Origin of the sequence: Enterobacter cloacae complex sp. 2024EL-00711 (genome assembly GCF_047529885.1) — a bacterium.
Classification (GTDB): domain Bacteria; phylum Pseudomonadota; class Gammaproteobacteria; order Enterobacterales; family Enterobacteriaceae; genus Enterobacter; species Enterobacter ludwigii.
Genome location: NZ_JBLIZC010000005.1, coordinates 149,648 through 175,130 on the forward strand (window position 1 = coordinate 149,648; position 25,483 = coordinate 175,130).

Here is a 25,483-nt window from a genome sequence, read left to right on the forward strand (position 1 = left end):
CACTCCCGGAATGATGAAAAAATTTTTAGCGCTAGCCCTTGTTGCGCCGTTGCTTGTCTCTTGTTCTTCCAAAAAAGGCGATGATTACAACGAAGCCTGGATAAAGGACACCAACGGTTTTGACATTTTGATGGGGCAGTTTGCCCATAACATCGAAAATATATGGGGATTTAACGAAGTTCTTATTGCCGGACCTAAGGACTACGTTAAGTACACCGACGCCTATCAGACCCGTAGCCACATCAACTTTGATGAGGGGACTATCACGGTTGAAACCATCGCAGGCACCGAACCTGCCGCACGGTTACGTCAGGCGATCGTGAAAACCTTACTGATGGGTGATGATCCAGGCTCAATCGATCTCTACTCCGACGCCGATGACATCACCATCTCCAAAGAACCGTTCCTGTACGGCCAGGTTGTCGATCAGACCGGACAGGCCATTCGCTGGGAAGGGCGTGCCACAAAATTTGCCGATTATCTGCTGCAGACACGCCTGAAAAGCCGCTCTAACGGCCTGAAGATCATCTACAGCGTCACCATCAACCTCGTGCCGAACCACCTCGACAAACGTGCGCATAAGTACATTGGCATGGTACGTCAGGCCTCGCGTAAGTACGGCGTGGATGAGTCGCTTATCCTGGCGATCATGCAGACCGAATCGTCGTTTAACCCGTACGCGGTAAGCCGTTCCGACGCGCTGGGACTGATGCAGGTCGTGCAGCACAGCGCAGGTAAAGACGTCTTCCGCGCTCAGGGTAAATCCGGTACGCCGAGCCGCAGTTATCTGTTCGATCCGCAAAGCAACATTGATACCGGTACCGCCTACCTGGCGATGCTCAACAATGTCTACCTGGGCGGGATTGATAACCCGACATCACGTCGCTATGCGGTGATCACCGCGTATAACGGCGGAGCGGGCAGCGTCCTGCGCGTCTTCTCGAGTGACAAAGTGCAGGCGGCGAATATCATCAACAGTATGGCGCCGGGAGATGTCTATTCCACGCTCACCACCCGACACCCGTCTGCGGAATCCCGTCGTTATCTGTATAAAGTGAACACGGCGCAAAAAAACTACCGTCGACGCTAAACCCTTTACTCTGCCCTCTTCCTGTGGGAGAGGGCCAGGTGAGGACATCAGACCGCGCCCTCCCCGCTCCCACCCATACGAAAATGTTATTTGCATCACAATCCAAACTGCAAATTAATGTGGATTGCATTTTTTTGCGGGAGGTAACAAAACATAACCTCGCCTGCTGATAGAATTGCATCAAATAACAACCCTGAATGTTCCTATAACAACATATCTCCCGCTCACTTGTGAGGAAAGTAACATGAACCTTAAGCTGCAGCTTAAAATATTGTCGTTTCTGCAGTTCTGCCTGTGGGGTAGCTGGCTGACTACACTCGGCTCCTATATGTTTGTGACGCTCAAGTTCGATGGTGCGTCTATCGGTGCCGTCTACAGCTCGCTCGGTATTGCGGCTGTCTTTATGCCAACGCTGCTGGGTATCGTGGCGGATAAATGGTTAAGTGCGAAATGGCTGTACATGCTTTGCCATCTGGTGGGTGCGGGGACGCTGTTTATGGCAGCCCAGGTCACCACGCCGGGGGCGATGTTCATGGTGATCCTGTTTAACTCGCTGGCCTACATGCCAACGCTTGGCCTGATCAACACCATCTCCTACTACCGCCTGAAATCTGCCGGTATGGAAATCGTCACCGATTTCCCGCCAATCCGTATCTGGGGCACCATCGGCTTTATCATGGCAATGTGGGGCGTGAGCTTCGCAGGCTTCGAACTGAGCCATATGCAGCTCTACATCGGGGCGGCACTCTCCGTGGTGCTGGCGCTGTTCACCCTGACCCTGCCGCATATTCCGGTGTCTAACCAGCAGAAAAACCAAAGCTGGAGCACCATGCTCGGTCTGGACGCCTTTGCGCTGTTTAAAAACAAACGCATGGCGATCTTCTTTATCTTCTCCATGCTGCTGGGTGCGGAACTGCAGATCACCAACATGTTCGGCAACACCTTCCTGCACAGCTTCGACAATAACCCGCTGTTCTCTGGCAGCTTTATCGTTGAACATGCGTCAGTGATGATGTCCATCTCTCAGATCTCTGAGACGCTGTTCATCCTGACCATCCCGTTCTTCCTGAGCCGCTACGGCATCAAGAACGTCATGCTGATCAGTATCGCTGCATGGATGTTGCGCTTCGGTCTGTTTGCCTACGGCGACCCAAGCCCGTTCGGTACCGTGCTGCTGGTTCTGTCGATGATTGTTTACGGCTGCGCCTTCGACTTCTTCAACATCTCTGGTTCGGTGTTTGTGGAAAAAGAGGTGAAACCTGAAATCCGCGCCAGTGCTCAGGGTATGTTCCTGATGATGACCAACGGCTTCGGCTGTATTCTGGGCGGTGTGGTGAGCGGTAAAGTGGTTGAGATGTACACCACTAACGGCATCACCAACTGGCAGCCCGTGTGGCTTATCTTCGCCGCGTACTCGTTGGTACTGTTCTTCGCGTTTATCGCACTGTTCAAGTACAAGCACGTACGCGAACCGCACGCTGCGCAGCCTATCGCGCATTAATGATGATCCCCTCTCCTTTCAGGAGAGGGGTAATTTCGCCAGCACCCATCCTACCGACAATAAATCCGCACTGCCCCCCGGGCTTAAATTCCGTTCAATGAGCGCATTGTCCATCTGTATTAATGCATCACGATCCCAGCCACGCGTCAGTAATGCCCGCGCATAACCCTGCACATAGCGCAGCCCTTCCATACCACCGCGCGACACCAGGTTACTGTCCTGATTCATCGCCATCAGGCGCAGCAGCAGGTCATGCAGCGCGTGCCCGTTCCATTGCGCCAGCGCTGCACGCACCGTAGCAAAACCGCTTTCCGCTTCGCCCCGCGCGCCGGTTAAACCATACTGCTGAAACTGCCGCTCCCCTGCCGTCGCCTGTCCACTGCGCGCCGCCAGCTCACGCGCCACCAGCCCGCGACAGAGGTGACTCACCTCACTACAGAGGCTCTCAGCCGTGGCGTGTTTCACACGTCCGGCGGCAAAGCACAGCAAACCGAGGGCAAAAATGCCGCCTTTATGCGTGTTCACCCCGCATGTTGCAGCGTACATTGCCTGTTCACAGGCAATGCCCATCGGGCGAATGATCCGTATTTGTTCCGCCGCGGGTTTATCCGCATGGGTATGACCCAGCTCTGCAAAGCGCGCAAACCACGGGGTGATGGCCGCAATACTGCGGGCAAACAGCGCATGGTCCATATCGCGGTGTGCACCGTTGTTGAGCTTATCCACCAGACCCGGCTTGGGCGTCAACGCCAGCTCCTGCCATAACGCCTCTTCGGCGAGCCCTGGCACATCGCATGGCTGCGGGTTAGTCGCGAGCAAACCAGTCATCGATCATCTTCTCCACGCGAGCCACCACCTGCTCTACAGGATGCTTACGCGAACGGGAACAGGCGTGGGCAGGCTCATCACATACCAGACAGCGCCGGAGGTGTGCCCCTAAAGACTGGCGCCCCACATGCCCCTGTGCCGGGCAGATCACATCCAAATCCCACAGCCTGCCGAGCGGGTGAGTCTGCTCCAGATCCGTACAGTGCGCTTTGATTTCCGCCGCCGGATGCGCCACGCACCAGATTGCTTCTGGCCCGGTGGGCAGCCACAGCACCTGGCGGTCCAGCACCTGCCAGCGGTTTTCCCACAGCAGCTGGTCGCACATCTGCAATGCCACGCCCATCGTATTGCGATAGCGCAGGCTGTCTTTGATCTCCCCGGGGGTGACGAGCGTGAGAGAAATCACCGGTTGTTGATAGTGCGTGAGCCAGTCAGTCTGGCGTGCTGCACGGCGCTCTTTCGCCGCCAGCAGCTCCTCCAGGCTGACACCCGCCCGCACGGGTGTCGCTACAGTCATCATTACTCCTTCACCTGTCGAACGGTGTCGATGACGTTGCCGTCGCGGTAGCGGATCACACCGACGATTTTGTCGGTAAACTCAATGGGTTTTGGTACGCCGGTCAGTGATATCGCCCGCTCGAAAAGCGCGTTGATATCGACAACGTTGAGACCTGCGGCAAGCAGTCGTTCGCGGATTTCCGGGCGTGCCGGGTTAACCGCGATGCCGTGATCGGTAACCAGCACGTCGATGCTCTCCCCGGGCGTCAGCCGGGTGGTCACCCGCTTCACGACGGTTGGAATACGGCTACGCAGCAGGGGGGCGACCACGATGGTCAGGTTCGCCGCCGCGGCCACATCACAATGTCCGCCGGATGCCCCACGCATTACGCCGTCAGAGCCGGTAATAACATTGACGTTAAAATCGACGTCAATTTCCAGGGCGCTGAGGATCACCACATCAAGCTGGTCGCAGCTTGCTGCCTTGCTGCCGGGGTTGGCATAAACGTTGGTGGAGATCTCCACATGATTCGGATTTCGTGCCAGCGAGGCCGCGGCCTGGCCGTCGAAACACTGGGTATCAAGCAGCTTTTCGATCAGGCCTTTCTCGTGCAGATCCACCAGGCTGCCGGTAATGCCCCCGAGCGCGAAGCGCGCCTTCACGCCGCTGCGCTCCATTTTCTCCTCCATAAAGCGGGTACAGGCGGTAGCCGCCGCACCGGAGCCGGTCTGCATGGAAAAACCGGGTTTGAAATAGCCTGAATGTTCAATCACATCCGCCGCGTAGCGGGCAATCATCAGCTCACGCGGATTACTGGTCACGCGAGCCGCACCGACGCTGATTTTCGCCGGGTCACCCACGCTCTCCACCTGCACAATGTAATCCACCTGATCCTGCACCAGGCTGGCGGGCATATTCGGGAACGGCACCAGCGCTTCGGTCAGCAGCACCACCTTACGGGCGAAATGCGCATCCACCATTGCATAGCCAAGCGAGCCGCAGCACGATTTCCCGTGCGTGCCGTTGGCGTTGCCAAATTCATCGCTGCACGGCACGCCAAGAAACGCCACGTCGATATTCAGCTCACCGTCCTGCAACAGCTTCACGCGCCCGCCGTGGGAGTGAATTTGTACCGGCTCGGCCATCAACCCGTGTGAGATAGCGTCCGCCAGCTTGCCCCGCATACCGGAGGTATAAATCCGGGTGATAACACCGCTTTCGATGTGTTCGATCAGCGCGTCGTTACAGGTCATCAGCGAGCTGGAAGCCAGCGTCAGGTTTTTAAAGCCCATACGCGCAAGCAGCGCCACGACGGTATTGATCACCCGGTCGCCTTCGCGAAACGCATGGTGGAAGGAGACGGTCATCCCGTCCTGTAACCCGCTGCGTAACACCGCCTCTTCGACCGAAGCACAGAGCTTACGGGTGTGTTTTTCGTCAGGGCTGTTCAGCCATGGCGTTGCGCTGTGGGCGGCCTCAAACGGTTTTAAGTCCCGCAGATGGGGGAAATTCACATGGAGAAGTTCTGTCTGATTCATTGTGTAATCCTTAACGACGCACGCCGGAGGCCGCCGCGCGTTCCAGCACCATCTGCGCGTGGTTAATAATAGGGGCATCGACCATTTTGCCGTTGAGCGACACGACGCCCAGGCCGTTACGCTCCCCCTCTTCTGCCGCTTCAATCACCCGTTTCGCGTGATCCACTTCCTGCTGGGTTGGGGCATAGGCGTTATGTAACAGGTCAATCTGACGTGGGTTAATCAGCGATTTACCGTTAAAGCCCATCTTGCGGATCAAATCGACCTCGCGCAGGAAGCCAGCTTCATCGTTAACGTCCGACCACACCACGTCGAAAGCGTCGATACCCGCGGCGCGGGCGGCGTGCAGCACGGCACAGCGGGCATAAAATAGCTCAGTGCCATCCCCGCGTTCCGTCTGCATGTCCATCACATAGTCAAAGGCGGCCAGCGCGATCCCAATTAAGCGCGGAGAACTGCGGGCAATGGCCACGGCGTTAATCACTCCAATCGCCGATTCAATAGCCGCCATGACGCGGGTCGAGCCCGGCTCGCGCCCGCATTCACGCTCGATACGCGCCAGATGCCCTTCCAGCTCATCGATATCCTCTGGGGTGTCGGTTTTCGGCAATCGAATCACGTCCACCCCTGCCCGCACGGCGGCTTCCAGATCCAGCAAGCCAAACGGCGTGCTCAGCGGGTTAATGCGCACCACGGTTTCGATATCCTGATACATCGGGTGCTGCAGGGCATGAAACACCAGCATGCGCGCGGTATCCTTCTCGCGCAGGGCGACGGCGTCTTCAAGGTCAAACATGATGGAGTCCGGGCGGTAGATAAATGCCGTAGAGAGCATGGCGGCGTTTGCGCCCGGCAGGAACAGCATACTGCGGCGGAGTTTGCTCATTTCAGCGCTTCCCAGTTGAGTGTCGGCTCATCGGCCGCGCGCAGGAGCGCGCTTTGCAGGCGGGCGCGGATCACACAGTCCAGCGCCCCTTTGTCTTCAACAATAATTAATCCCTGGTGCACGTTCATGGCGCGCAATGTGTCGTTAACGACCTGGCGAATATGTTCGCCAAACTGCTTAATCACTTCACTGTGGATGATAATTTCCAGCTCACCCTGAGCGGGGGCAATTTTTACCATCAGGTCGCTGGACTCCTGCGTACCGGCCAGCGCCTCCCTTACAATTTTCATGATAAATTCCTGATAGTTATGCGACTTCCGCACTCGCACGGTAATGCGTTTCGAGGTGCGCGAAGGTGGAGTCCGGGACAATCTCCCGGATCCGGGAAAACTGCTGTGTCTTAAGCAAGCGGCGGACTTCCGACGCGGAAATAGCGTTGCCGGTGACCTTGATGCGCGGCATTTCCACCACGTCAATCTGCGAGGCCAGCAGGTCGTGCAGCGTCTGGTTGTATTGACGGGTGATATCGCAAAACGGCTCCGAACCGATAAAGCGATGCGTAATACCCAGCGCCGGGGCGATGAAGTCCCGGAAGATCAGCACATCGATTTCGCTCCACGCCTGCTGTACTTTGCCGGTCTCTTTCAGGAAGTAGGCCGGGAACGTGGCGCGGGAGATGATGTACTGCGATCCTTCATGCACAATCACGTTCGGCAGATGCGCCACGCCCGCCCGTACCATCTCTAGCCGGGCGCTGAACGGGAAGAACGAGGCATCCTCGCGCACCACAAACAGATGCAGCGCATCGCACTGCCCCGCGGCCTGCTCGACCAGATGCCGGTGGCCGAGGGTAAACGGATTCGCATTCATCACGATCGCGCCAATCTTCTTCCCGGCCTTGCGCTGACACTTGAGCGCGCGGCAGTAGCGCTGGATCCCCTGCGGGGTGTTCTCCATCAGCACCGCGTTGTTCCCGCTCTGGGCAATCGGCCAGAAGCCGCTGCGGCCAAAGCGCTCCTTGTTGCACGGACGGGTGCAGAGGAAGAGGTGAAAATGGCCGCGCTCCAGCGCCGCGTTTTCCACCTCTGCCAGCAACCGTGCGCTGAGGTTCTCCCCACGAAGCTGCTCGTTTACCGCCACGCACTTGATGACGTTAGCGGCAAGCCCGGCACAACCCACCAGCTGCGTGCCGGACCAGGCTTCGACAAACAGCGTGATGTCGTTGTCCAGGCCAAGGCCGCTGTCTGCCAGCAGGTAACGGATCTGGCTTAAGCGTTCCGGGTGTTTCGCCACAAGGGTGTGGCGAAAATCGATAGTGGGTTGACTGTTCATGCCGTTTTACTCAGTGTGCTGCCGCAAGCCCGGTGGCGGGCGCTTCCATGATCACATTGCTCAGATGACCGATATGCTCGATCTCCACCTCAATGCGATCGCCCTCTTTCATGAACAGCGGCGGGTTGCGCTTTTTGCCCACGCCGCCAGGGGAGCCGGTGATGATCACATCGCCCGGGCTGAGGCGGGTAAAGGTGCTGATGTATTCGATAAGCTCCGCGACCTTGTGGATCATGCTGCTGGTGTTGTCTTCCTGCACCATACGGCCGTTAAGCCAGGTGCGGATCGCCAGCTGGTGCGGGTCCGGGATCTCATCAGCTGTCGCCATCCACGGGCCAAACGCTCCGGTCTGACGCCAGTTCTTGCCTGCCGTAAACCAGGTGTGCTGCCAGTCGCGGGCGGAGCCGTCCATATAGCAGCTGTAACCTGCCACATGGCGCAGCGCCTCATCACGGCTGATGTTCTCTCCGGCTTTGCCGATGATGACCGCCAGCTCTCCTTCGTAGTCGAATTCACTGGAGTGACGCGGCTTCAGCACCGGTTCGTTGTGGCCGGTCTGCGAATCCGGGAAGCGGACAAACAGCGTCGGCGCCGGGTTGTGCTGGTCAAACTCTTTGCGTTTGTCGGCGTAGTTCATGCCCACGCAGAGGATTTTTTCCGGCTGCTCAATCACCGGTAAGAAGGTGATGGCATTCAGAGGGACATCCACGGCGTCGTTGAGATAACGGGTGGCCTCAGCCAGCCCGTTGCCCTGCAGCAGCGCTTTGAGGTCGCTGTAGCGGTCGCCGAGACGGCGACCTAAATCAATCACACCTTCGGCCTGAACGATGCCGTAGCTGCGTGTTCCCTGGTATAAAAAGCTTGCGAGTTTCATTGTTCTTTCCTGAAGACTTAAACGAGGAAGTTGCCCAGTATCAGCAGAGAGATGGAGACGTTAATCGCACCGCCGATACGGGTAGCAATCTGGGCGAAGGGCATCAGGCTCATACGGTTGCCTGCGGTCAGAATCGCCACGTCACCGGTACCGCCCTGACCGCTCTGGCAGCAGGAGACGATGGCGACATCAATCGGGTGCATGCCAATCTTTTTGCCCACGAAGAAACCGGTCGCCACCAGCGCGGAGACGGTGCTGACAATCACCAGCAGGTTGGTCAGCGTGAATGCGGCGACCAGCTCATGCCAGGGGGTAATGGCCACGCCCACGGCGAAGAGAATGGGGTAGGTTACTGACGTCTGGAAGAATTTATACACCACCTGAGAGCCTTCCAGCAGACGTGGAGAAGCACCATTACAAAGCTTGACCAGCACCGCCATAAACAGCATGCCAACCGGCGCAGGCAGGCCAATCAGCTTGTGGCCGAGCATCCCCAGCATGTAGAGCAGAACGGCCAGCAGTGCGCCAGAAGCGATCGTTGTGACGTCTGCTTTACCGGAGAACGCAGGCTGTGCGGTGGTTTCATCGGTATTCGCACGGTTAGGCATCAGCTGGCCTTCGCCGGTCAGGTGCGGGTAACGTTTACCGAGCTGATTGAGGCAGCCGGAGATGATGATTGCCGTCAGGCCGCCGAGCATAACCATAGGCAGAACGCGACCGAGCGCCACGCCCTGGTCCATATGCAGCAGGGTGGCATAGCCGATGGAGAGCGGGATCGCCCCTTCCCCAACACCGCCCGCCATAATCGGCAGAATGATAAAGAAGAAGATCTGGAATGGCTCAAGGCCCAGCGCTATCCCTACGCCCATGCCAACAATCATGCCGACAATTTCGCCGCACAGCATCGGGAAGAAAATGCGCAGGAAGCCCTGAATCAGCACGGTGCGGTTCATGCTCATGATGCTGCCGACAATGATGCAGCAGATGTAGAGATACAGAATGTTGGTGGATTTGTAGAACTTCGTGGTGGACTCTACCACCACATCCGGCAGCAGACCGTAATAGACCAGTGCCGAAGGAATAAAGGTGGCGCAAATCGCCGCCGCACCGAGTTTACCGACAATCGGCAGGCGCTTGCCAAACTCACCGCAGGCAAAACCGAAGAACGCGAGCGTGGCGACCATCACCACGATATCGCTGGGCAGTTTGCCGCCGAGGCAATCAATGGCAATCAGCGCGCCGGCCAGGACAAACAGTGGCAGAGGGATAATTCCGATTTTCCACGTATCCATAATATGCCACCAGCGCTCTTTGAGTGATGGTCGCTGAATATCAATCGGGTCGTGGGTAACAGAGAAAGAATCGTCAGTTGTGCTCATAATAAGCCCCTTAGTTATTTTGTGCGTTCAGCTTAGAGTCACAAAGGCTTACTTTATGTGAGGGATGGCATATTAAAAGCGAAGTTTTTATGGCAGCTATGGTTTTAATGGTTTCTTTTATTTAATGTGATTTACGCCTTATTTATTGCCGTGGTTTTTATGGTTTCTTTTCTAAAACGAACAATCAAATAACATTTCTCCAGACGGCTTCAGGCGCATAGGCTATTCGGAAAATTCTTTTACAGGGCCTGCTGTGCAAGGGATCACAAGTTTTCGGCAAACCGGGCATCCGCGCGAAAAAAGATGATATATTGGCAATCTTTGCTGCTACCTCGCGTGATAGTTATGAAAGTATCGTTTCAGATTAAGCTGTTTATTTCGCTGGTCGCCTTTTTCTCAGTACTTTTTGCGTTACTGGGCGGATATTATTACGTCGATGTCGGCAAGCAGCTTTATCAGGAAATGAGCGCACGTGCCAAAATACAGGCGGAAGAGATCGCACTTATTCCCTCATTACGTGATGAGGTTGAACAAAAAGATATCAAAGCCATCCATGATTTTATGCAGAAAATTGCCGCTCACAGTGATGCCAGCTTTATTGTGATTGGGGATAATAAAGGTCTGCATCTTTTTCATTCGGTCTTTGCCGACAGAGTGGGCAAGACGCTTATCGGTGGAGACAATGAGGAGGTCCTGCAGGGAAAAAGCACCACCACCATCCGCAAAGGGGGGTTGGGTATTTCGCTGCGCAGCAAAGCGCCCATCTTCAACGATGCGGGGCAAGTGGTGGGGATTGTCTCGGTGGGTTATCTCACCAGCTACCTTGATACCATTACCGTCAGCAAAGTGGTCAATATTCTGCTGGCCGCCGTGCTGCTGTTGATTGCGCTCTTTATCTTCTCCTGGTTCTTTACCCGCAGTATCAAGAAGCAGATCTTCTCCCTGGAGCCACGGGAAATCGGCCTGCTGGTGCGCCAGCAAAAGGCGATGATGGAGTCTATCTATGAAGGGGTGATCGCCATTGATGATGAGCTGCGCATTGAGGTGATCAACCAGGCGGCGCGCAAGCTGCTTGGCCTGAGCCAGCCAGCCCGTGAACTGCGCGGGCAGCTGATTAGCCAGGTTATCGACCCTGTCCCGTTCTTCTCAACGCAGACGATGCTGGCGAAAGATACCCATGATGAAATTTGCCGTTTTAACACCCTCACGGTGATTGCCAGCCGGGTGCGTATCATGCTTGAGGATTCGCTGCAGGGCTGGGTGATCACTTTCCGCGATCGGAATGAAATAGACTCGCTTAGCGCCCAGCTCAGCCAGGTTAAACGCTATGTCGATAACCTGCGCATCATGCGTCATGAGCAGTTGAACCGCATGACCACTCTGTCCGGCCTGCTGCACATGGGCCGCTATGAAGAGGCGATTGGCTATATTCAGGCGCAGTCGGAACACGCTCAGGAGCTGCTGGACTTTATCTCTTCCCGCTTCAGCTCCCCGACCCTGTGTGGCCTGCTGCTGGGTAAAGCCGCCCGCGCGCGGGAGAAAGGGGTCGAGCTCAGTTTTGACCCGGCCTGCCGGCTGGACAGGCCGTTCCCGTCGCTGGCTGAAGAAGAGCTGATCTCAATCATCGGCAACCTGCTGGATAACGCCATCGAAGCGACGCAGCGCTCACCGCTCCCCCATGCACCGGTCGAAGTGCTGATCAAACTGAGCGAGCAGGAGCTGATTATCGAAGTGGCCGACCAGGGCGTTGGCATCAAACCGGAGATCCGTGACAGGATATTTGAACGCGGCATCACCACCAAAACACGCGGCGATCACGGGATTGGCCTGTATCTGATCGAAAGCTATGTTACGCAGGCTGGCGGCGCGATAGAAATTGCCGATAACACCCCGCGCGGCGCCATTTTCTCACTGTTTATTCCCGCCCGGCGTCCCGCCCAGCAACTGGAAGATACCGACTATGCAACATGAACTTATCGACGTATTGATTGTTGAAGACGAGAACGAACTGGCGCAACTGCACGCGGAACTTATCGGTAAACATCCGCGCCTGAGGCTGGTAGGGATCGCCTCGTCTCTCGCTGCCGCCCAGGTCCAGCTTGAAAGCAAGCAGCCGCAGCTTATGCTGCTGGATAACTATTTGCCGGACGGTAAAGGGATCACACTGATCAATGACCCCATGCTCACCCGCGCCAACTGTTCGGTGATTTTCATTACTGCTGCCAGCGACATGGACACCTGCAGCCAGGCCATCCGGAATGGCGCCTTTGATTACATCCTGAAGCCGGTCTCCTGGAAACGCCTCAGCCAGTCGCTTGAACGCTTTGTGCAGTTTGCCGAACAACAGCGGGTCTGGAAGATTGTCGACCAGCAGAACGTCGACTCGCTCTACCAGCTGCAGGCGAAAAACTACCGTCTGGATAACGGCAGCAAAGGCATTGAGGAGAATACGTTGGCACGGGTGCAGACGTTGTTTAACGACAAGGCGACACACTGTTTTTCCGTCGACGAGGTCGTGCAGGAGACAGGATTAAGTAAAACCACCACCCGACGCTATCTGGAGCACTGCGTGGAGGCGGGGTTTCTGAGCGTAGAGATGTTGTACGGGAAGATTGGGCATCCGCGGAGGATGTATAAGAGAAGTGCGGTGTGAGCCCTGACCCTCTCTTTAGGGGAGAGGGCCAGTATTACGGATGACGGCGACTATGACAATACATACCCGTACAGTCGCTTAATCCCGTCGGGATCCTTTTCGCTGTAAACGCCCTGCAGTTCCGGCGAGAAACCTGGCAGCAGGTTGATGCCCTCCTCCAGCGCCAGGAAGTAACGCTGTACCGCCCCACCCCAGATTTCACCCGGCACCACGCACAGTACGCCTGGGGGATACGGCAGCGCGCCCTCGGCGGCAATGCGTCCGCCGGCATCACGGATGCGCACCAACTCCACGTTCCCGCGAATATACGCCTGATTCGCATCCTGCGGATTCATCGCCCGTTCTGGCAGACTCTCTTTACGGAACATTGCCTTCTGCAGATCTTTCACGTCAAAGCTCACGTAGAGATCGTGCATCTCCTGGCAGAGCTGGCGAAGGGTGTAATCGCGATACCGTACCGGGTATTTCTGGTAGATGGTTGGCAGGACGTCAGCAAGCGGCGTATCGTCTTCAATATGCTGTTCAAACTGACCCAGCATTGCCACCAGCTGCGCCAGCTTCTCACTGCTTTCGGCAGGCGTCAGCAGGAAGAGGATCGAGTTGAGATCGCACTTCTCCGGCACAATGCCGTTTTCACGCAGGTAGTGCGCAAGAATGGTCGCCGGAATGCCGAACTCGGTATATTCCCCGGTTTCCGCATCAATACCCGGCGTGGTCAGCAGCAGCTTGCACGGATCGACGAAATACTGCTCGCTGGCATAGCCTTCAAACCCGTGCCATTTAGCCCCCGGCTCAAAGCTGAAGAAGCGGCGCTCGCTGGCGATGGCGTGAGTGGGATGATCCTGCCACGGACGCCCGGCCACCATCGGCGGAATAAACGGTTTGATCATATGGCAGTTGGCAATGATCGCCTTGCGGGCCTCAATGCCCAGCTCAACACACTCCGCCCAAAGCCGGCGCCCGCTCTCCCCTTCATGGATTTTCGCGTTCACATCAAGAGCTGCAAACAGCGGATAGAACGGACTGGTCGAGGCATGGAGCATGAACGCATTGTTGAGGCGCTTGTGCGGACAGAAACGCGCCTGGCCGCGAATGTGATTATCCTTTTTATGGATCTGCGAAGTCTGCGAGAACCCGGCCTGCTGTTTATGCACCGACTGCGTCACGAAAATGCCCGGATCGTTCTCGTTCAGATCCAGTAACAGCGGAGAGGTTTCCGCCATCATCGGAATAAACTGCTCGTAGCCCACCCAGGCCGAATCAAACAGGATGTAGTCACAAAGATGGCCGATCTTGTCGATCACCTGACGGGCGTTGTAGATCGTGCCATCGTAGGTACCAAGCTGAATGATCGCCAGACGAAACGGGCGTTTCTCCATGGCCTTTTCCGGCGCAACTTCACGGATCTGATTTCGCAGGTACGCGTCGTCAAAACACTGCGCGTCAATCCCGCCAATAAAACCAAACGGGTTACGCGCTGCTTCGAGATAAACCGGCGTAGCACCCGCCTGGATCAGCGCACCGTGGTGGTTGGACTTATGGTTGTTGCGATCGAACAGCACCAGGTCGCCGCGGGTCAGCAGCGCATTGGTGACCACCTTATTTGCAGCGGAAGTGCCGTTCAGCACAAAGTAGGTTTTATCAGCATTAAAGACTTTTGCTGCGAACTTCTGGGCATGCTTGGCGGAGCCTTCGTGGATCAGCAGATCGCCCAGTTTCACATCGGCATTGCACATATCGGCGCGAAATACGTTCTCACCGAAGAATTCATAGAACTGCCGTCCCGCAGGGTGTTTTTTAAAAAATGCACCGTGCTGGTGTCCCGGACAGGCAAAAGTACTGTTGCCCATCGCCACGTACTGGCTCAGGGTGTCAAAAAATGGCGGCAACAGATTCTCTTCATACCGGCTGGCCGCCGTCTCCAGTTCCAGAAACTCCTGAGCTTTACCTGATATCACTGCCGTTGCGCCATCAGGAACGTCTGACGGCTCTTGCGAGTAAATAAACACCGGAAGCTGAAAGCCCGTGCGTTTAAGCAATGCCAGAATGCCGCTGCAACTTTCCGCGGGGGTAATGACGACTGCCGCCACATCCGTAAAATCAGTGTTATCCAGCGTCACCTTTTCGCGGTGCGTAGACACAGTAGAGACCAGCTCGCGGCTGACGGCGATTTTCATGGTTTTCATAAGTGCAGTTACCCTCACCGAACGGTGAGACAGGAGTAGATAATATCGATACGGGTGAGCGTTCGCGCAGCGACAGACAACATCATCATTGGCGGCTCCGTACACAGGAAGGAGAAATTTCGCGCAATCATGTCACCTTTTATTTTGAGGTGCAAGAAGCAATCAGTATGTGTTAACCCGCCTAAACCTAAGCTTAACAGGCCCCTGGCGTGTCATAATCCTGCAATACCCATGATTAACTAACAGGAGTTCACGGTGGTTATCGGACCCTTTATCAATGCCGGTGCCGTATTACTGGGCGGCGTACTTGGCGCCGTATTAAGTCAGCGGTTGCCGGAGCGTATTCGCTCTTCCATGCCCTCAATATTCGGCCTGGCCTCGTTAGGTATCGGCATTTTACTGGTGATCAAGTGCGCCAACCTGCCGGTGATGGTGCTTGCTACCCTGCTCGGCGCGCTCATTGGCGAGTTCTGCTATCTGGAAAAGGGTATTAACAGTGCGGTCAGCAAAGCCAAAAACCTGATTGCCCACCCGGGCAAGGCGAAAAACGGCACTCACGAGTCGTTTATTCAGAACTACGTCGCGATAATTATTCTTTTTTGCGCCAGCGGCACAGGCATTTTCGGTTCAATGCAGGAAGGCATGACTGGCGACCCCAGCATATTGATTGCGAAGGCGTTTCTTGATTTCTTCACGGCCACCATTTTCGCCACGACCCTCGGCATCGCCGTCGCCGCGATTTGCGTGCCCATGCTGCTTATCCAGCTGGCCCTCGCTACCTGCGCCACACTGATCCTTCCTCTCACCACGCCGGCAATGATGGCCGACTTCACCGCCGTCGGTGGCCTGCTGCTGCTGGCGACAGGGCTGCGGATATGCGGAATAAAGATGTTTGCGGTGGTGAATATGCTGCCCGCGTTGTTGATTGCGATGCCGCTATCCGCGCTCTGGACGCACTTTTTTGCTTAAGTTTACGGCGAACTGGTGAGAGAGTGTGCAGTCCGTTACGAAAACAACAAATTTCGTTGACGGCAGAGGGCATATCAGGTTTAATGCGCCCCGTTGCCCGGATAGCTCAGTCGGTAGAGCAGGGGATTGAAAATCCCCGTGTCCTTGGTTCGATTCCGAGTCCGGGCACCACTCTTCAGAAAACCCGCCCTCGTGGCGGGTTTTTGCTTTTGGGGTAAAGCAAAGCTAGGGATCGTTCCCATCCGAATCCAGCAGTTTATTTTTAAAGATAAACAAACAAGCCTCGTTGAAGTTCTCTGCCCCCAGCCGTTCTGAGAGCGCGGTCCGTTTACGGTAGAGGCTTTTAATCGACGTATTCAGTTCCTGTGCCACCTCTTCCATCGCCATGCCAGCCCTGAGCAACCGCAGCATAATGGCTTCATGCGTGCTCAGCCGTAAGTTCAGCAGCCACTTTGTTGTCAGACGTTTGCCCTTCATGTTGAGCACCAGGTTGAATAACGACGCCATATCGGGTGCCGTGAGCGACGTGTTCATGAACAACTTCATGCTGAGCAGATTCTCCTCGCGATGCCGCATATCGAGCATAACGCAGCAGATTGTTTTTTTCGTTCTGGCCGGATGGCGTATCAGGTAATCATATAAACGCAGCGGTGCACGGCTATCAATCAATACAGAATATTCATCTGCGCCGTTATCAAATATCTTTCTGTCAATGGAGTCCAGCAGGATTATATCCGGAAAAAATATCCTCATCCCCCTGACAAGGTAGCGATCCTGTGTCACTAACACTATTGAAGTTGCCACTAACCATCCCTTTTAGATTAAAGCAAGAACGACCCTTCGGAAAGAAGTCCGCCTTCGTTTTATAGCGCTTTTATATTAACGATAAATGTATTCTGGCTTTGATTGACCCTCAATTCGCACATTCATTGATACGCCTTCCCATAGACTATCATTCAATGGCTGCCATTAATTATAAGTAAAAAACAATCTCAGAAAAGTCACTTTTATGGATATTAAGAATTTTTGTCATGAAACTTCCCAAACATGCACCGGAAAGTACTTTAATTCACACCAATAAGGCACATTAAAAATATAAACAAATTTGTCACAATATAAATAAAAATCAATAAAATCATAAAGTTATAAATATAAATTCATTTCAAAATAATCGTTTAGGACAGCTCATTACAGAATTATCTCAAAACAACCACCCTGCTTTTCAACATATTTATCTGCCAACATATCGGGTGTACATTACCAGCCACTTAGCCCTGACCATAAGGACCCATAATTACCTTTAAGTAAGTACCCCATAACGTAACTGCATTCAGATTAAACGTTCTCATTTATGGCCTTTAACCCCGTACTTAAAGGCAGCCGTGTTATGCAATGGATTTATGATAAACAAATGGCAAATAGATATGGAAAGATCACTTCGCTTCAATACGTTATTCTTTTACCGCACTCCCGCTTTATTGTTTCTGTTATTACTTTTCCCCTTTCTGGTTCAGGCAGCAGAATCAGTATATGTACAACAGATTCAGCAGGCGCGTAACGGTAATTACGCACCTTTTCTGCAATATCTTCAGCGTTATCAGCAGCAACATGCCCTGACGCCTGAGCAGGTTGCGGACTGGTTGCAGGTGGCGTCCTGGGCGGGTCGTGATGACGACGTTATTCAGGTCTGGCTGCGTTACAAGGTTTATATGCCTCTTCCTGCCCGTGGCGTGGCTGCTGCTGCTCAGGCAAGGCGAAACCAAAAGGCGTGGCAACCTGCGTTAATGCTCTGGAAGGAGGCGTGTAACCTTGCACCGGATAACGACGATTATCGCATCGGCTACATCAAAACCCTCGCCGACGCCCGCATGGATACACTGGCTCTGCAGGAAGCCCGGCAACGGGTGGCGGAAAAGCCCTCTCTGGCTCACCTCCAGACGCTCTCTTATGTCTATTCACGCCAGGGGAAAAACCAGGAGCGGCTTTTGGCAGACATCCGTGCGTTGAATAGTGCGCCAGCGGATGACGCCCTTCGTACTGAGTTGATTGATGCGTTAACAGACAACCGGGCCGACACGCCTGCCCTGCGGCTTTCACAAACGGTGACACTGCCCCCCGCGCAACGTCGCCGCCTGGCACTCAACGCCGCCGCCGAAATGGTACGCCTCGCCGATGTGCCTGCCCGTACTGAAACAGAGCGTTTGCAGCTCGCGCAAGCGGCGCTGAACCGCTATGACGAACTGCTGTCCCGCTGGCAAAACGAACCTCAGGCAGCGGAGGACGTTATCCGGGCCCGTGTCGATCGGCTTGGCGCGCTTCACGCCCACGGTAATTATCAACAGGTCATCAGGGAATATCAGGCATTAACGTCGGCTCAGCATCCCGTGCCGACCTGGGCAATTGGCTGGGTTATCTCCGCGTATCTGGAGGAGAAAAATGCCGATGCCGCCCTCTCGCTTCTCAAACGTTATCCGGACTATGCGCCGGATCCGCAGGACGACGATCATGCGCTCTTCTACGCCTGGCTGGATACCGGGGAGTATCAGGCCGCTCGCCAGTATGTTGAGCGAATAACCCGTAACACGCCCTGGACCCGCTACGATTTCGGTTCGCCAACCCCGCAACCCAACGATCAATGGCTCATCGGGCAGTCGCTCACCTTTAACTATTTGCTGATGACCAATGCCCTTCCGCAAGCCGAAAAGCTGGCGCAACGTCTGGCTGCGTCAGCGCCGGGAAATCAGGGATTACAGATTGATTACGCCACCTTACTTCAGGCGCGGGGTCTGCCGCGGGCGGCGGAGAAAAAGCTCAAAATGGCCGAGACGCTGGAGCCATCCAATATCGAGCTGGAACGGCAGCAGGCCTACGTCGCAATGGATCTGCAGGAGTGGCGACAGATGGATTTACTGGCCGATGACGTTATCGCCCGCGCGCCTGTCGACGGGAGCGCCCGACGTCTGGACAGGCTCAGAGACGTCCATCATCTGTCCGAACTGCGTCTGAACGCGGGCAAAGGACTGCACTCTGATAACCCCGTCAGCGGCACACACGATCTGAGCTGGGATGCCACGCTCTACGGTCCGCCCGTCGCGGATAACTGGCGGCTGTTTGGTGGAACCCGATTTGCGCAGGGCAATTTCGACGAAGGCAAAGGCAGCAGCCGCCACCTGTTTGCCGGCGTCGAATGGCGGCCTCGCGACCTTCTGGTCGAAGCAGAACTCTCCGGTAACCATTATCACGGTGCAAACAAGCCCGGTGCTCGCCTCTCGGCGGCGTACAGCCTGAACGATAGCTGGCAGGTGGGTGGAAACCTTGAACGTCTTTCACGCACGACGCCTTTACGGGCACTGCGTAATGGCGTCAGCGCAAACCGGGGAGAAGGCTGGGTCCGCTGGTATCAAAACGAACGCCGTGAGTACCAGTTTAACGCCTCTGCCAGCCACTTTTCCGACCATAACCGCCGCCAGGAGTTCGCCCTTACGGGTAAAGAGCGGCTGTGGCAGACACCCACCCTGATGCTGGATCTCGAACCGGGTATATCAGCGAGTACCAACACCCTGCGAGACACGCTCTATTACAACCCGGAGCGGGATCTCTCCGTAACGGCGGCCCTGTCCGTCGATCATCAGATGTACCGCCATTACGACACGCTCTGGAGCCAGCAGGTCGTTCTCGGCGGTGGGGAATACTGGCAGAAAAATCAGCCCGCTGGCGCCATCGCCCTGCTGGGTTACGGGCAGCGCATTCAATGGAACAACGTCATTGATAGCGGCGTGATGCTGAACTGGGACAAGCGCCCTTTCGACGGTAAACGAGAAAGCAATCTCTCCGTCACGTTTGATGCGAATTTACGCTTTTAAGGATGAATATGCTGAACAAACGTTTTTCTGTTAGCCTGATAATTATCGGCTGGTTATGCCTCAGCGCGAGCGTCTGCGCTCAGGCCCTCTCGTTTATATCCCCCCAGGAACGGCCACAGCCTGAGGCAAGTAAACCCTGGCCAAAAAACCATTTTCTGGTTCTGGCCTACCATGACGTTGAAGATGATGCAGCCGATCAGCGCTACCTGTCCGTTCGTACCAGCGCCCTAAACGAGCAGATCGGCTGGCTTGTGCATCACGGTTATCACGCCATTAGCGTGCAGGATATTCTGGATGCGCATGAGGGCAAAAAAACGCTGCCGCCCAGAGCCTATTTACTCAGTTTTGATGATGGCTACAGCAGTTTCTACACCCGCGTCTGGCCACTCCTTCAGGCCTGGAACGTCCCTGCGCTGTGGGCACCGGTGGGCAGTTGGGTAGATACGCCAGCGAATCAGCAGGTCAATTTCGGCGGACTGATGACGCCCCGCGAGCGCTTTGCAACCTGGGATATGGTGCGGGAGCTAAGCCAGTCTCCGCTGGTTGAGATTGGCTCGCATACCTGGGCTTCGCATTACGGCATACCGGCTAACCCACAGGGAAGCCGTGAACCCGCCATCGCCAACCGCTTTTACGATAAAGCGACGGGGCGTTATGAAACCGATCGGCAGTTCAACCAGCGGATCGCTGATGACGTGCGCAAAGTTACCGATAAAATTACGCGGGTGACGGGAAAAGCGCCCCGCGCCTGGGTCTGGCCCTATGGCGCCGCGAACGGCACATCGCTCGCCATCGCCAGAAAGCAGGGTTATCAACTGGCCTTTACCCTTGAGGATGGGCTGGCGGATGTGCGCGATCTCGGCAATATTCCGCGTCTTTTGATTTCCGGAAATCCCTCGCTCAAATCCTTTGCCAGCACGGTCAGCCAGATTCAGGAGGCCGATCCCGTGCGCGTCATGCATGTCGATCTCGATTATGTCTACGATCCCGATCCGGCCCAGCAAACCAACAATATCAACAAACTTGTCCAGCGGGTTTACGACATGAAAATCAGTCATGTTTTCCTGCAGGCGTTTTCCGATCCGCTGGGCGATGGCACGATCAAAGCGCTCTACTTCCCTAACAGCCGGCTTCCGGTGCGCGCCGATCTGTTTAATTTTGTCGCCTGGCAGCTGCAAACCCGTGCAGGCGTAAAAGTCTATGCGTGGATGCCGGTGCTCTCTTTCGATCTCTCACCCGCACTCCCGCGGGTACAGCGCTGGGATCGTCAAACGGGCCAATTGCACGAGGCTACCGACCCCTACATCCGCCTCTCCCCGTGGAACCCCGAGGTTCGTCAGCAGGTCACGGAAATCTATGAAGATCTTGCCCGCTACGCCAGCTTCAATGGGATCTTATTTCACGACGATGCGGTACTGACAGACTTTGAAGATGCCGGCCCGGATGCCCTGCGCGCCTGGAATAACCGCAGCATCGCCGCGATGCAACACGATCCGGCCGCCCTTCACGCCTGGAGTCGCTTTAAAAGTCAGACGCTCATCGGCTTTACCCGCAGCCTTAGCCAGGCGGTGAAAAACATACGCGGCCCGCAGATTAAAACCGCGCGGAATATGTTCGCCCTGCCCATCCTGCAGCCCGAGAGCGAAGCGTGGTTTGCACAAAATCTGGATGATTTTCTGATGACCTACGACTGGACGGTTCCGATGGCTATGCCGCTGATGGAATCCGTTCCGGCAGAGGAAAGCGATGCCTGGCTCACGCGGTTGATCGCCGCCGTTGCCGCACGGCCCGGAGCGCTCAATAAAACCATTTTCGAGCTACAGGCCCGGGACTGGGAGCAGAAACCTCAACGTGCCGTGCCCGACACGCGTCTGGCGCAGTGGATGCGCGTACTCCAGCTGAACGGCATCAAAAATTATGGTTACTACCCCGACGATTTCATCAACAACCAACCTGATATTTCACGCATCAGGCCTGAATTCTCTTCGTACTGGTACCCTGACAATGACTGATCGCATTATCGCATTCTCTATTTTATGCCTGGTATTCGGGTTGCCTCTGGGCGTGGCAGCCCTCTTTACCGGAGAACTGATTCTGGATTTTGTCTTCTTCTGGCCACTGTTCATGTCCGTGCTCTGGATAACCGGGGGGCTCTATTTCTGGTTTCAGCTTGAACGGCACTGGTCATGGGATAAGCAGACGCCTGCTCCCACGTTAGACGGCGATCCGTTAATTTCAATCCTGATCCCGTGTTTCAACGAGGAAAGAAATGCCCGGGAGACCATTAGCGCCGCGCTGGATCAGCGCTACCCCCATATCGAAGTTATCGCGATCAACGATGGTTCTTCTGACAACACCGCAGAGGTGCTGCAGCAGCTGGCGCACGAACAGCCGCGCCTGCGCGTCATTCACCTCGCAGAAAACCAGGGGAAGGCGGTGGCGCTTAAGGCCGGCGCGGCGGCGGCACGCGGCGATCTGCTGGTCTGTATTGATGGCGACGCCCTGCTCGATCGTGATACCGCAGCCTATCTGGTAGAGCCGCTGATTAAGTATCCCCACGTCGGGGCCGTCACCGGGAATCCGCGTATTCGCACACGATCAACGCTGATTGGCCGTATTCAGGTAGGCGAGTTCTCATCGATTATTGGTCTCATCAAACGGACGCAGCGGATCTACGGCAGGGTCTTTACCGTCTCCGGGGTTATTGCGGCCTTTCGCCGACAGGCGCTGGCAGATGTGGGGTACTGGAGCCCGGATATGATCACCGAAGATATCGACATCAGCTGGAAGCTTCAGCTTCGACACTGGGATATCTTTTTTGAGCCGCGGGCGCTGTGCTGGATCCTGATGCCAGAGACGTTAAAAGGTCTGTGGAAACAGCGTTTACGCTGGGCTCAGGGCGGTGCAGAGGTCTTTCTGGTTAACCTTCGCAAGATCGTGCGCTGGGAACATCATCGCATGTGGCCGCTGTTTTTAGAGTACGCGTTGTCAACGCTGTGGGCATTCGCCTATGCGGTGACCGTGTTGCTTTTCATTGTCAGCCATATCATTACGTTACCCACAAACCTGACCGTCGAGAGTCTGTTTCCTCCTGAATTTACCGGGTTGCTTCTGGGGGTCATGTGTCTGATGCAATTCCTCGTCAGTTTGTATATCGAGCGACGCTATGAAAGAAACGTGGCGAGTTCGCTTTTCTGGGTGATCTGGTTCCCGATGGTGTACTGGATGATTGGTCTGTTCACCACCCTCGTCGCCTTTCCAAAAGTCATGCTTAAACGCCAGCGTGCACGTGCGCGCTGGATCAGTCCGGACCGGGGAAAAGGAAGCATTCAATGAACGAAAATACGCTAATTCTGACTGAACATCGGCTATTGCCCCGTCTTTTTGATGCGGTGCTGACGCTGCTGGCATGGGGAGGTTTTCTGTTTTTCCTCTATGCCAATCTGTGGATGCAGGTAACCGAGGAGAGCAACTACCGCTGGGGCATTATTATTGCCTCGTTTAATACGGTGCTGATCTATTTGCTGATCGCCGCGCTTAACGGCTGGTTGCTCATTCTGTGGTATCAGTACAATCGTCGTCGCGCCCAGGTAAGGCGGCGGCGTCCCGATGCCTGGCGTCACGATGAGCTGGCGAGAAGCTTTAACGTTCCCCCACAAATCATTTCAGAGATGAGTCAGTACAATTTGCTGACGGTCTATCATGACCAGATCGGCCGCATCATTGACCTGAAGATAAGTCAGCAGCACGACGAGCATCCCTGAGCCGCCGGAAAACGAAAAACACCCGCAAGGAACACTTGCGGGTGTGTGTTGACAGCCGGAACGGCTTACTTGTCTTTCACCACAATCAACGGTTCGATGTCGCTCTCTTTCTTCACCACCAGCGAATCATCCCCGCGCAGACAGGTGCCGCCGTAGTTACCGCCCACGGTAAACGTACAGACCTGGATATGCTTGCCATCCACCTTCGGCAGGCACCACAGCTGCTGGTAGATATTTTTGCGATCGACAAACTTGCCGCTCGATTTATCCAGCACTTCATCCCCGGCGCTAATCAGATCGATATTGCTGCCGCAGCGTCCGGCAATCGGTTTGATGGCGTAACCGGTTTGTTTCAGCAGGTCGTTAACCTCGAAATCGGTATCGAGCAGATAACGGTGATTCGGGAACAGCTGCCAGAGCACCGGGAGGATCGCCTTGTTGCCGGGAATAACCGTCCACAGCGGTTCGAACACCAGCACTTCCGGACGCAGCAGGACGTCAATCAGCCGTACGTCACCCGCCGGATGCCCTGTGCGGATCGGCACGGCGGCGTATTCGGTTTCGCTCACCTCGCGGATCTGCTCTATCGCCGTCTCCCACGCCCAGGTTTTCCACACGCAGTTAACGTGACGGCCTTCGTCGTCAATCAGTTGCCCGGCCGCATCCCAGCTGAGAGCGTTAAGCCCATGCAGAATTTTGGTTTCAAACCCGGCCTGCAGCAGAGAGCGCTGAATAAAGAGCGCGTGATAATCCTCTTCGACGTCATTGTCCTGCATGATGTGCACGAACGGACGCGCATGGCTGTGCTTCCACGCGCCGGTAAGTTCTTCCAGCAAACCTTCCGCCGGATTGTGGCCGTTACCGCGATAACCGTTCTTCACCCACTCTTCGAGGATTAATCCCCCTTCCGTGTGGCAGGAGGCAGAATCGGCGTTGTACTCGTAAACCTTGATGCCACGCTCATCCATACAGAAATCCATACGACCGGTGATCATATGGTGACGACGCCACTGCCATGAGAGGCGCAGACGCGGCCAGAGGATTTTAGGGATGTCAAAAAGCGCCAGTAAGTTATCGTCCTTCAGCACTTTGTCGGTCGCGTGCAGGTACATCAGGTGCAGTTCATTGGTCGCTTTGATCAGCTCCTGCTCGGCACTTTCGGTGATGGTAAAATACTGGCAGGGATCTTTATTGATAAAGTGGCCGTTTGCGCGGACATATGCCTGCTGCAGGGCGTCGTTTTCGTTGAGCCATTTCCCGTCAAACTGACGTTTATTCTTCAGCCGCGCACCGCTGATTTTGAGCAGTTCACCGTCGAGTTCCGGCTGCGGGATGCTGTGCTCCGTGTCGTCCGTCTGGATCATCCAGCCGAGAATTTCGGTATCGTTAAAGGTGTCATGCAGCGTGTAAGTACCGTTCTCAACGGTCATTCGCAGCTCGCGCGTCCACTGCTGCCCGAGCGGGAGCGGGGAGTGAATAACGTTCTGCTCGGCAATGCGCACCTTATCGTCCAACAGTTGCGCGATCACGGCAACGTGGCCGGTCTCATGAAACTCCCCGCCCTTTTGCCAGATAAGCAACGCCCCGGCCTGCGGCGCGCGTTTCGACCCATTGGCAAAGGCCTGAAGCGGCAGGATGTTATCGTTCACGACCTGGCGCAAAAAGCGCAGAGAGAAGATCTCCCACGCCATACCGACGTCGGTGAAAACACATCCATAATTGAGGAACAGAAAACGGCGGGCGAACTCAACACACTGCCACTTGTGGCCCATGTATTCATTGCCAATATAGCTGCGAAAATCCGCGTCTTCCGGATAACGACGCGGATCGAGACTGCCGTAGTTTGAAGAGTAAATCGCCACGCCACCCGGCGCATAACCTAATAACGTCCCGAATGGCGCGTCACTGCTTAACTTTCCTTTACGCATGTATCCAACCTAAGACGGGCAGGCGGCAATGTTGAAAGGGTTGTCGTCGTCTGCACGTTGTAATTAACCTGACAGAGGTGGGATTTATCATACACCCGTTCCGCTGTCTGTGTAGTGTGGCGCGAAGGAGAAATGTATTGCGCTCAGTTCGCTAAACCCTCCCATGAACTCCTGCTACACTCCCTCAACACAT

Annotated in this window: 20 protein-coding genes and 1 tRNA gene; 10 read left to right on the forward strand and 11 right to left on the reverse strand. The window is 55.4% G+C overall.

The features are described 5' to 3' along the window. The first annotated feature begins 13 nt into the window (after positions 1-13). Both mltC and ACMVME_RS15430 read left to right on the forward strand, forming a co-directional pair. Positions 14-1,090: a membrane-bound lytic murein transglycosylase MltC gene (gene mltC / locus ACMVME_RS15425; RefSeq protein ID WP_025203253.1), complete on the forward strand. Its 1,077-nt coding sequence runs from the start codon at positions 14-16 to the stop codon at positions 1,088-1,090. A gap of 244 nt (positions 1,091-1,334) precedes the next feature. Then, complete coding sequence (locus tag ACMVME_RS15430; RefSeq protein ID WP_020883685.1) at positions 1,335-2,591, forward strand: nucleoside permease; 1,257 nt, start codon at positions 1,335-1,337, stop codon at positions 2,589-2,591. A gap of 18 nt (positions 2,592-2,609) precedes the next feature. On the opposite strand, the gene citG is transcribed toward ACMVME_RS15430, so the two are convergent. From citG to ACMVME_RS15470, 8 genes are read right to left on the reverse strand one after another with little or no spacing between them, the layout of a single operon-like run. Further along, positions 2,610-3,419, reverse strand: a complete 810-nt coding sequence (gene citG, locus ACMVME_RS15435; RefSeq protein ID WP_020883684.1) for a triphosphoribosyl-dephospho-CoA synthase CitG — start codon at positions 3,417-3,419, stop codon at positions 2,610-2,612. Then, positions 3,397-3,936: a citrate lyase holo-[acyl-carrier protein] synthase gene (gene citX / locus ACMVME_RS15440; RefSeq protein WP_032680312.1), complete on the reverse strand. Its 540-nt coding sequence runs from the start codon at positions 3,934-3,936 to the stop codon at positions 3,397-3,399. Before citX ends, citG begins: the two co-directional genes overlap by 23 nt. Before the next feature lie 2 nt (positions 3,937-3,938). Beyond that, the gene (gene citF, locus ACMVME_RS15445; protein ID WP_068795008.1) at positions 3,939-5,456 is read right to left on the reverse strand and encodes a citrate lyase subunit alpha; all 1,518 of its coding nucleotides are present in this window, start codon (positions 5,454-5,456) and stop codon (positions 3,939-3,941) included. 10 nt (positions 5,457-5,466) lie between these two features. Next, positions 5,467-6,342 (reverse strand): citrate (pro-3S)-lyase subunit beta, encoded by an 876-nt coding sequence (gene citE / locus ACMVME_RS15450; RefSeq protein WP_014171585.1) that lies wholly within the window; start codon positions 6,340-6,342, stop codon positions 5,467-5,469. Continuing rightward, entirely contained in the window at positions 6,339-6,632 is a 294-nt protein-coding gene (gene citD / locus ACMVME_RS15455; protein WP_032680309.1) for a citrate lyase acyl carrier protein, read from the reverse strand. Before citD ends, citE begins: the two co-directional genes overlap by 4 nt. A 16-nt stretch (positions 6,633-6,648) precedes the next feature. Continuing rightward, positions 6,649-7,674: a [citrate (pro-3S)-lyase] ligase gene (gene citC / locus ACMVME_RS15460; protein WP_014171587.1), complete on the reverse strand. Its 1,026-nt coding sequence runs from the start codon at positions 7,672-7,674 to the stop codon at positions 6,649-6,651. Between the two features lie 10 nt (positions 7,675-7,684). Further along, positions 7,685-8,548: a fumarylacetoacetate hydrolase family protein gene (locus ACMVME_RS15465; protein WP_014171588.1), complete on the reverse strand. Its 864-nt coding sequence runs from the start codon at positions 8,546-8,548 to the stop codon at positions 7,685-7,687. A gap of 17 nt (positions 8,549-8,565) precedes the next feature. Further along, positions 8,566-9,927 (reverse strand): 2-hydroxycarboxylate transporter family protein, encoded by a 1,362-nt coding sequence (locus ACMVME_RS15470; RefSeq protein WP_014171589.1) that lies wholly within the window; start codon positions 9,925-9,927, stop codon positions 8,566-8,568. Between the two features lie 345 nt (positions 9,928-10,272). On the opposite strand from ACMVME_RS15470, the gene ACMVME_RS15475 reads away from it, so the two are divergent. Next, entirely contained in the window at positions 10,273-11,898 is a 1,626-nt protein-coding gene (locus ACMVME_RS15475) for a sensor histidine kinase (RefSeq protein WP_025203246.1), read from the forward strand. Further along, complete coding sequence (locus ACMVME_RS15480; protein WP_032680308.1) at positions 11,888-12,580, forward strand: response regulator; 693 nt, start codon at positions 11,888-11,890, stop codon at positions 12,578-12,580. The genes ACMVME_RS15475 and ACMVME_RS15480 overlap by 11 nt, the downstream gene beginning before the upstream one ends. 50 nt (positions 12,581-12,630) lie before the next feature. Here the strand turns inward: ACMVME_RS15480 and ACMVME_RS15485 are convergent, their stop codons facing one another. Beyond that, positions 12,631-14,766 carry an ornithine decarboxylase gene (locus ACMVME_RS15485; RefSeq protein WP_041162848.1) on the reverse strand — a complete coding sequence of 712 codons (2,136 nt, stop codon included), beginning with the start codon at positions 14,764-14,766 and terminating at the stop codon, positions 12,631-12,633. A gap of 255 nt (positions 14,767-15,021) precedes the next feature. Here ACMVME_RS15485 and ACMVME_RS15490 point away from each other — a divergent pair, with 255 nt between their 5' ends. Together ACMVME_RS15490 and ACMVME_RS15495 are read left to right on the forward strand one after the other, a co-directional pair. Beyond that, positions 15,022-15,735, forward strand: coding sequence for a DUF554 domain-containing protein (locus ACMVME_RS15490; protein ID WP_014171594.1), 714 nt, complete (start codon positions 15,022-15,024; stop codon positions 15,733-15,735). A gap of 95 nt (positions 15,736-15,830) precedes the next feature. Continuing rightward, positions 15,831-15,906, forward strand: a tRNA-Phe gene (locus tag ACMVME_RS15495). A gap of 54 nt (positions 15,907-15,960) precedes the next feature. On the opposite strand, the gene ACMVME_RS15500 is transcribed toward ACMVME_RS15495, so the two are convergent. Then, the gene (locus ACMVME_RS15500) at positions 15,961-16,488 is read right to left on the reverse strand and encodes a helix-turn-helix transcriptional regulator (RefSeq protein ID WP_044857798.1); all 528 of its coding nucleotides are present in this window, start codon (positions 16,486-16,488) and stop codon (positions 15,961-15,963) included. A 671-nt stretch (positions 16,489-17,159) separates the two neighbouring features. On the opposite strand from ACMVME_RS15500, the gene pgaA reads away from it, so the two are divergent. From pgaA to pgaD, 4 genes are read left to right on the forward strand one after another with little or no spacing between them, the layout of a single operon-like run. Beyond that, complete coding sequence (gene pgaA, locus ACMVME_RS15505; protein ID WP_068795009.1) at positions 17,160-19,598, forward strand: poly-beta-1,6 N-acetyl-D-glucosamine export porin PgaA; 2,439 nt, start codon at positions 17,160-17,162, stop codon at positions 19,596-19,598. An 8-nt stretch (positions 19,599-19,606) separates the two neighbouring features. Beyond that, the gene (gene pgaB, locus ACMVME_RS15510; RefSeq protein WP_068795010.1) at positions 19,607-21,610 is read left to right on the forward strand and encodes a poly-beta-1,6-N-acetyl-D-glucosamine N-deacetylase PgaB; all 2,004 of its coding nucleotides are present in this window, start codon (positions 19,607-19,609) and stop codon (positions 21,608-21,610) included. Continuing rightward, complete coding sequence (pgaC, locus tag ACMVME_RS15515; RefSeq protein ID WP_068795011.1) at positions 21,603-22,934, forward strand: poly-beta-1,6-N-acetyl-D-glucosamine synthase; 1,332 nt, start codon at positions 21,603-21,605, stop codon at positions 22,932-22,934. Before pgaB ends, pgaC begins: the two co-directional genes overlap by 8 nt. Continuing rightward, positions 22,931-23,362, forward strand: a complete 432-nt coding sequence (gene pgaD, locus ACMVME_RS15520) for a poly-beta-1,6-N-acetyl-D-glucosamine biosynthesis protein PgaD (RefSeq protein ID WP_014171599.1) — start codon at positions 22,931-22,933, stop codon at positions 23,360-23,362. The genes pgaC and pgaD overlap by 4 nt, the downstream gene beginning before the upstream one ends. Positions 23,363-23,427: 65 nt before the next feature. Here the strand turns inward: pgaD and gss are convergent, their stop codons facing one another. Then, the gene (gene gss, locus ACMVME_RS15525; protein ID WP_025203162.1) at positions 23,428-25,290 is read right to left on the reverse strand and encodes a bifunctional glutathionylspermidine amidase/synthase; all 1,863 of its coding nucleotides are present in this window, start codon (positions 25,288-25,290) and stop codon (positions 23,428-23,430) included. Positions 25,291-25,483: the final 193 nt, after the last annotated feature.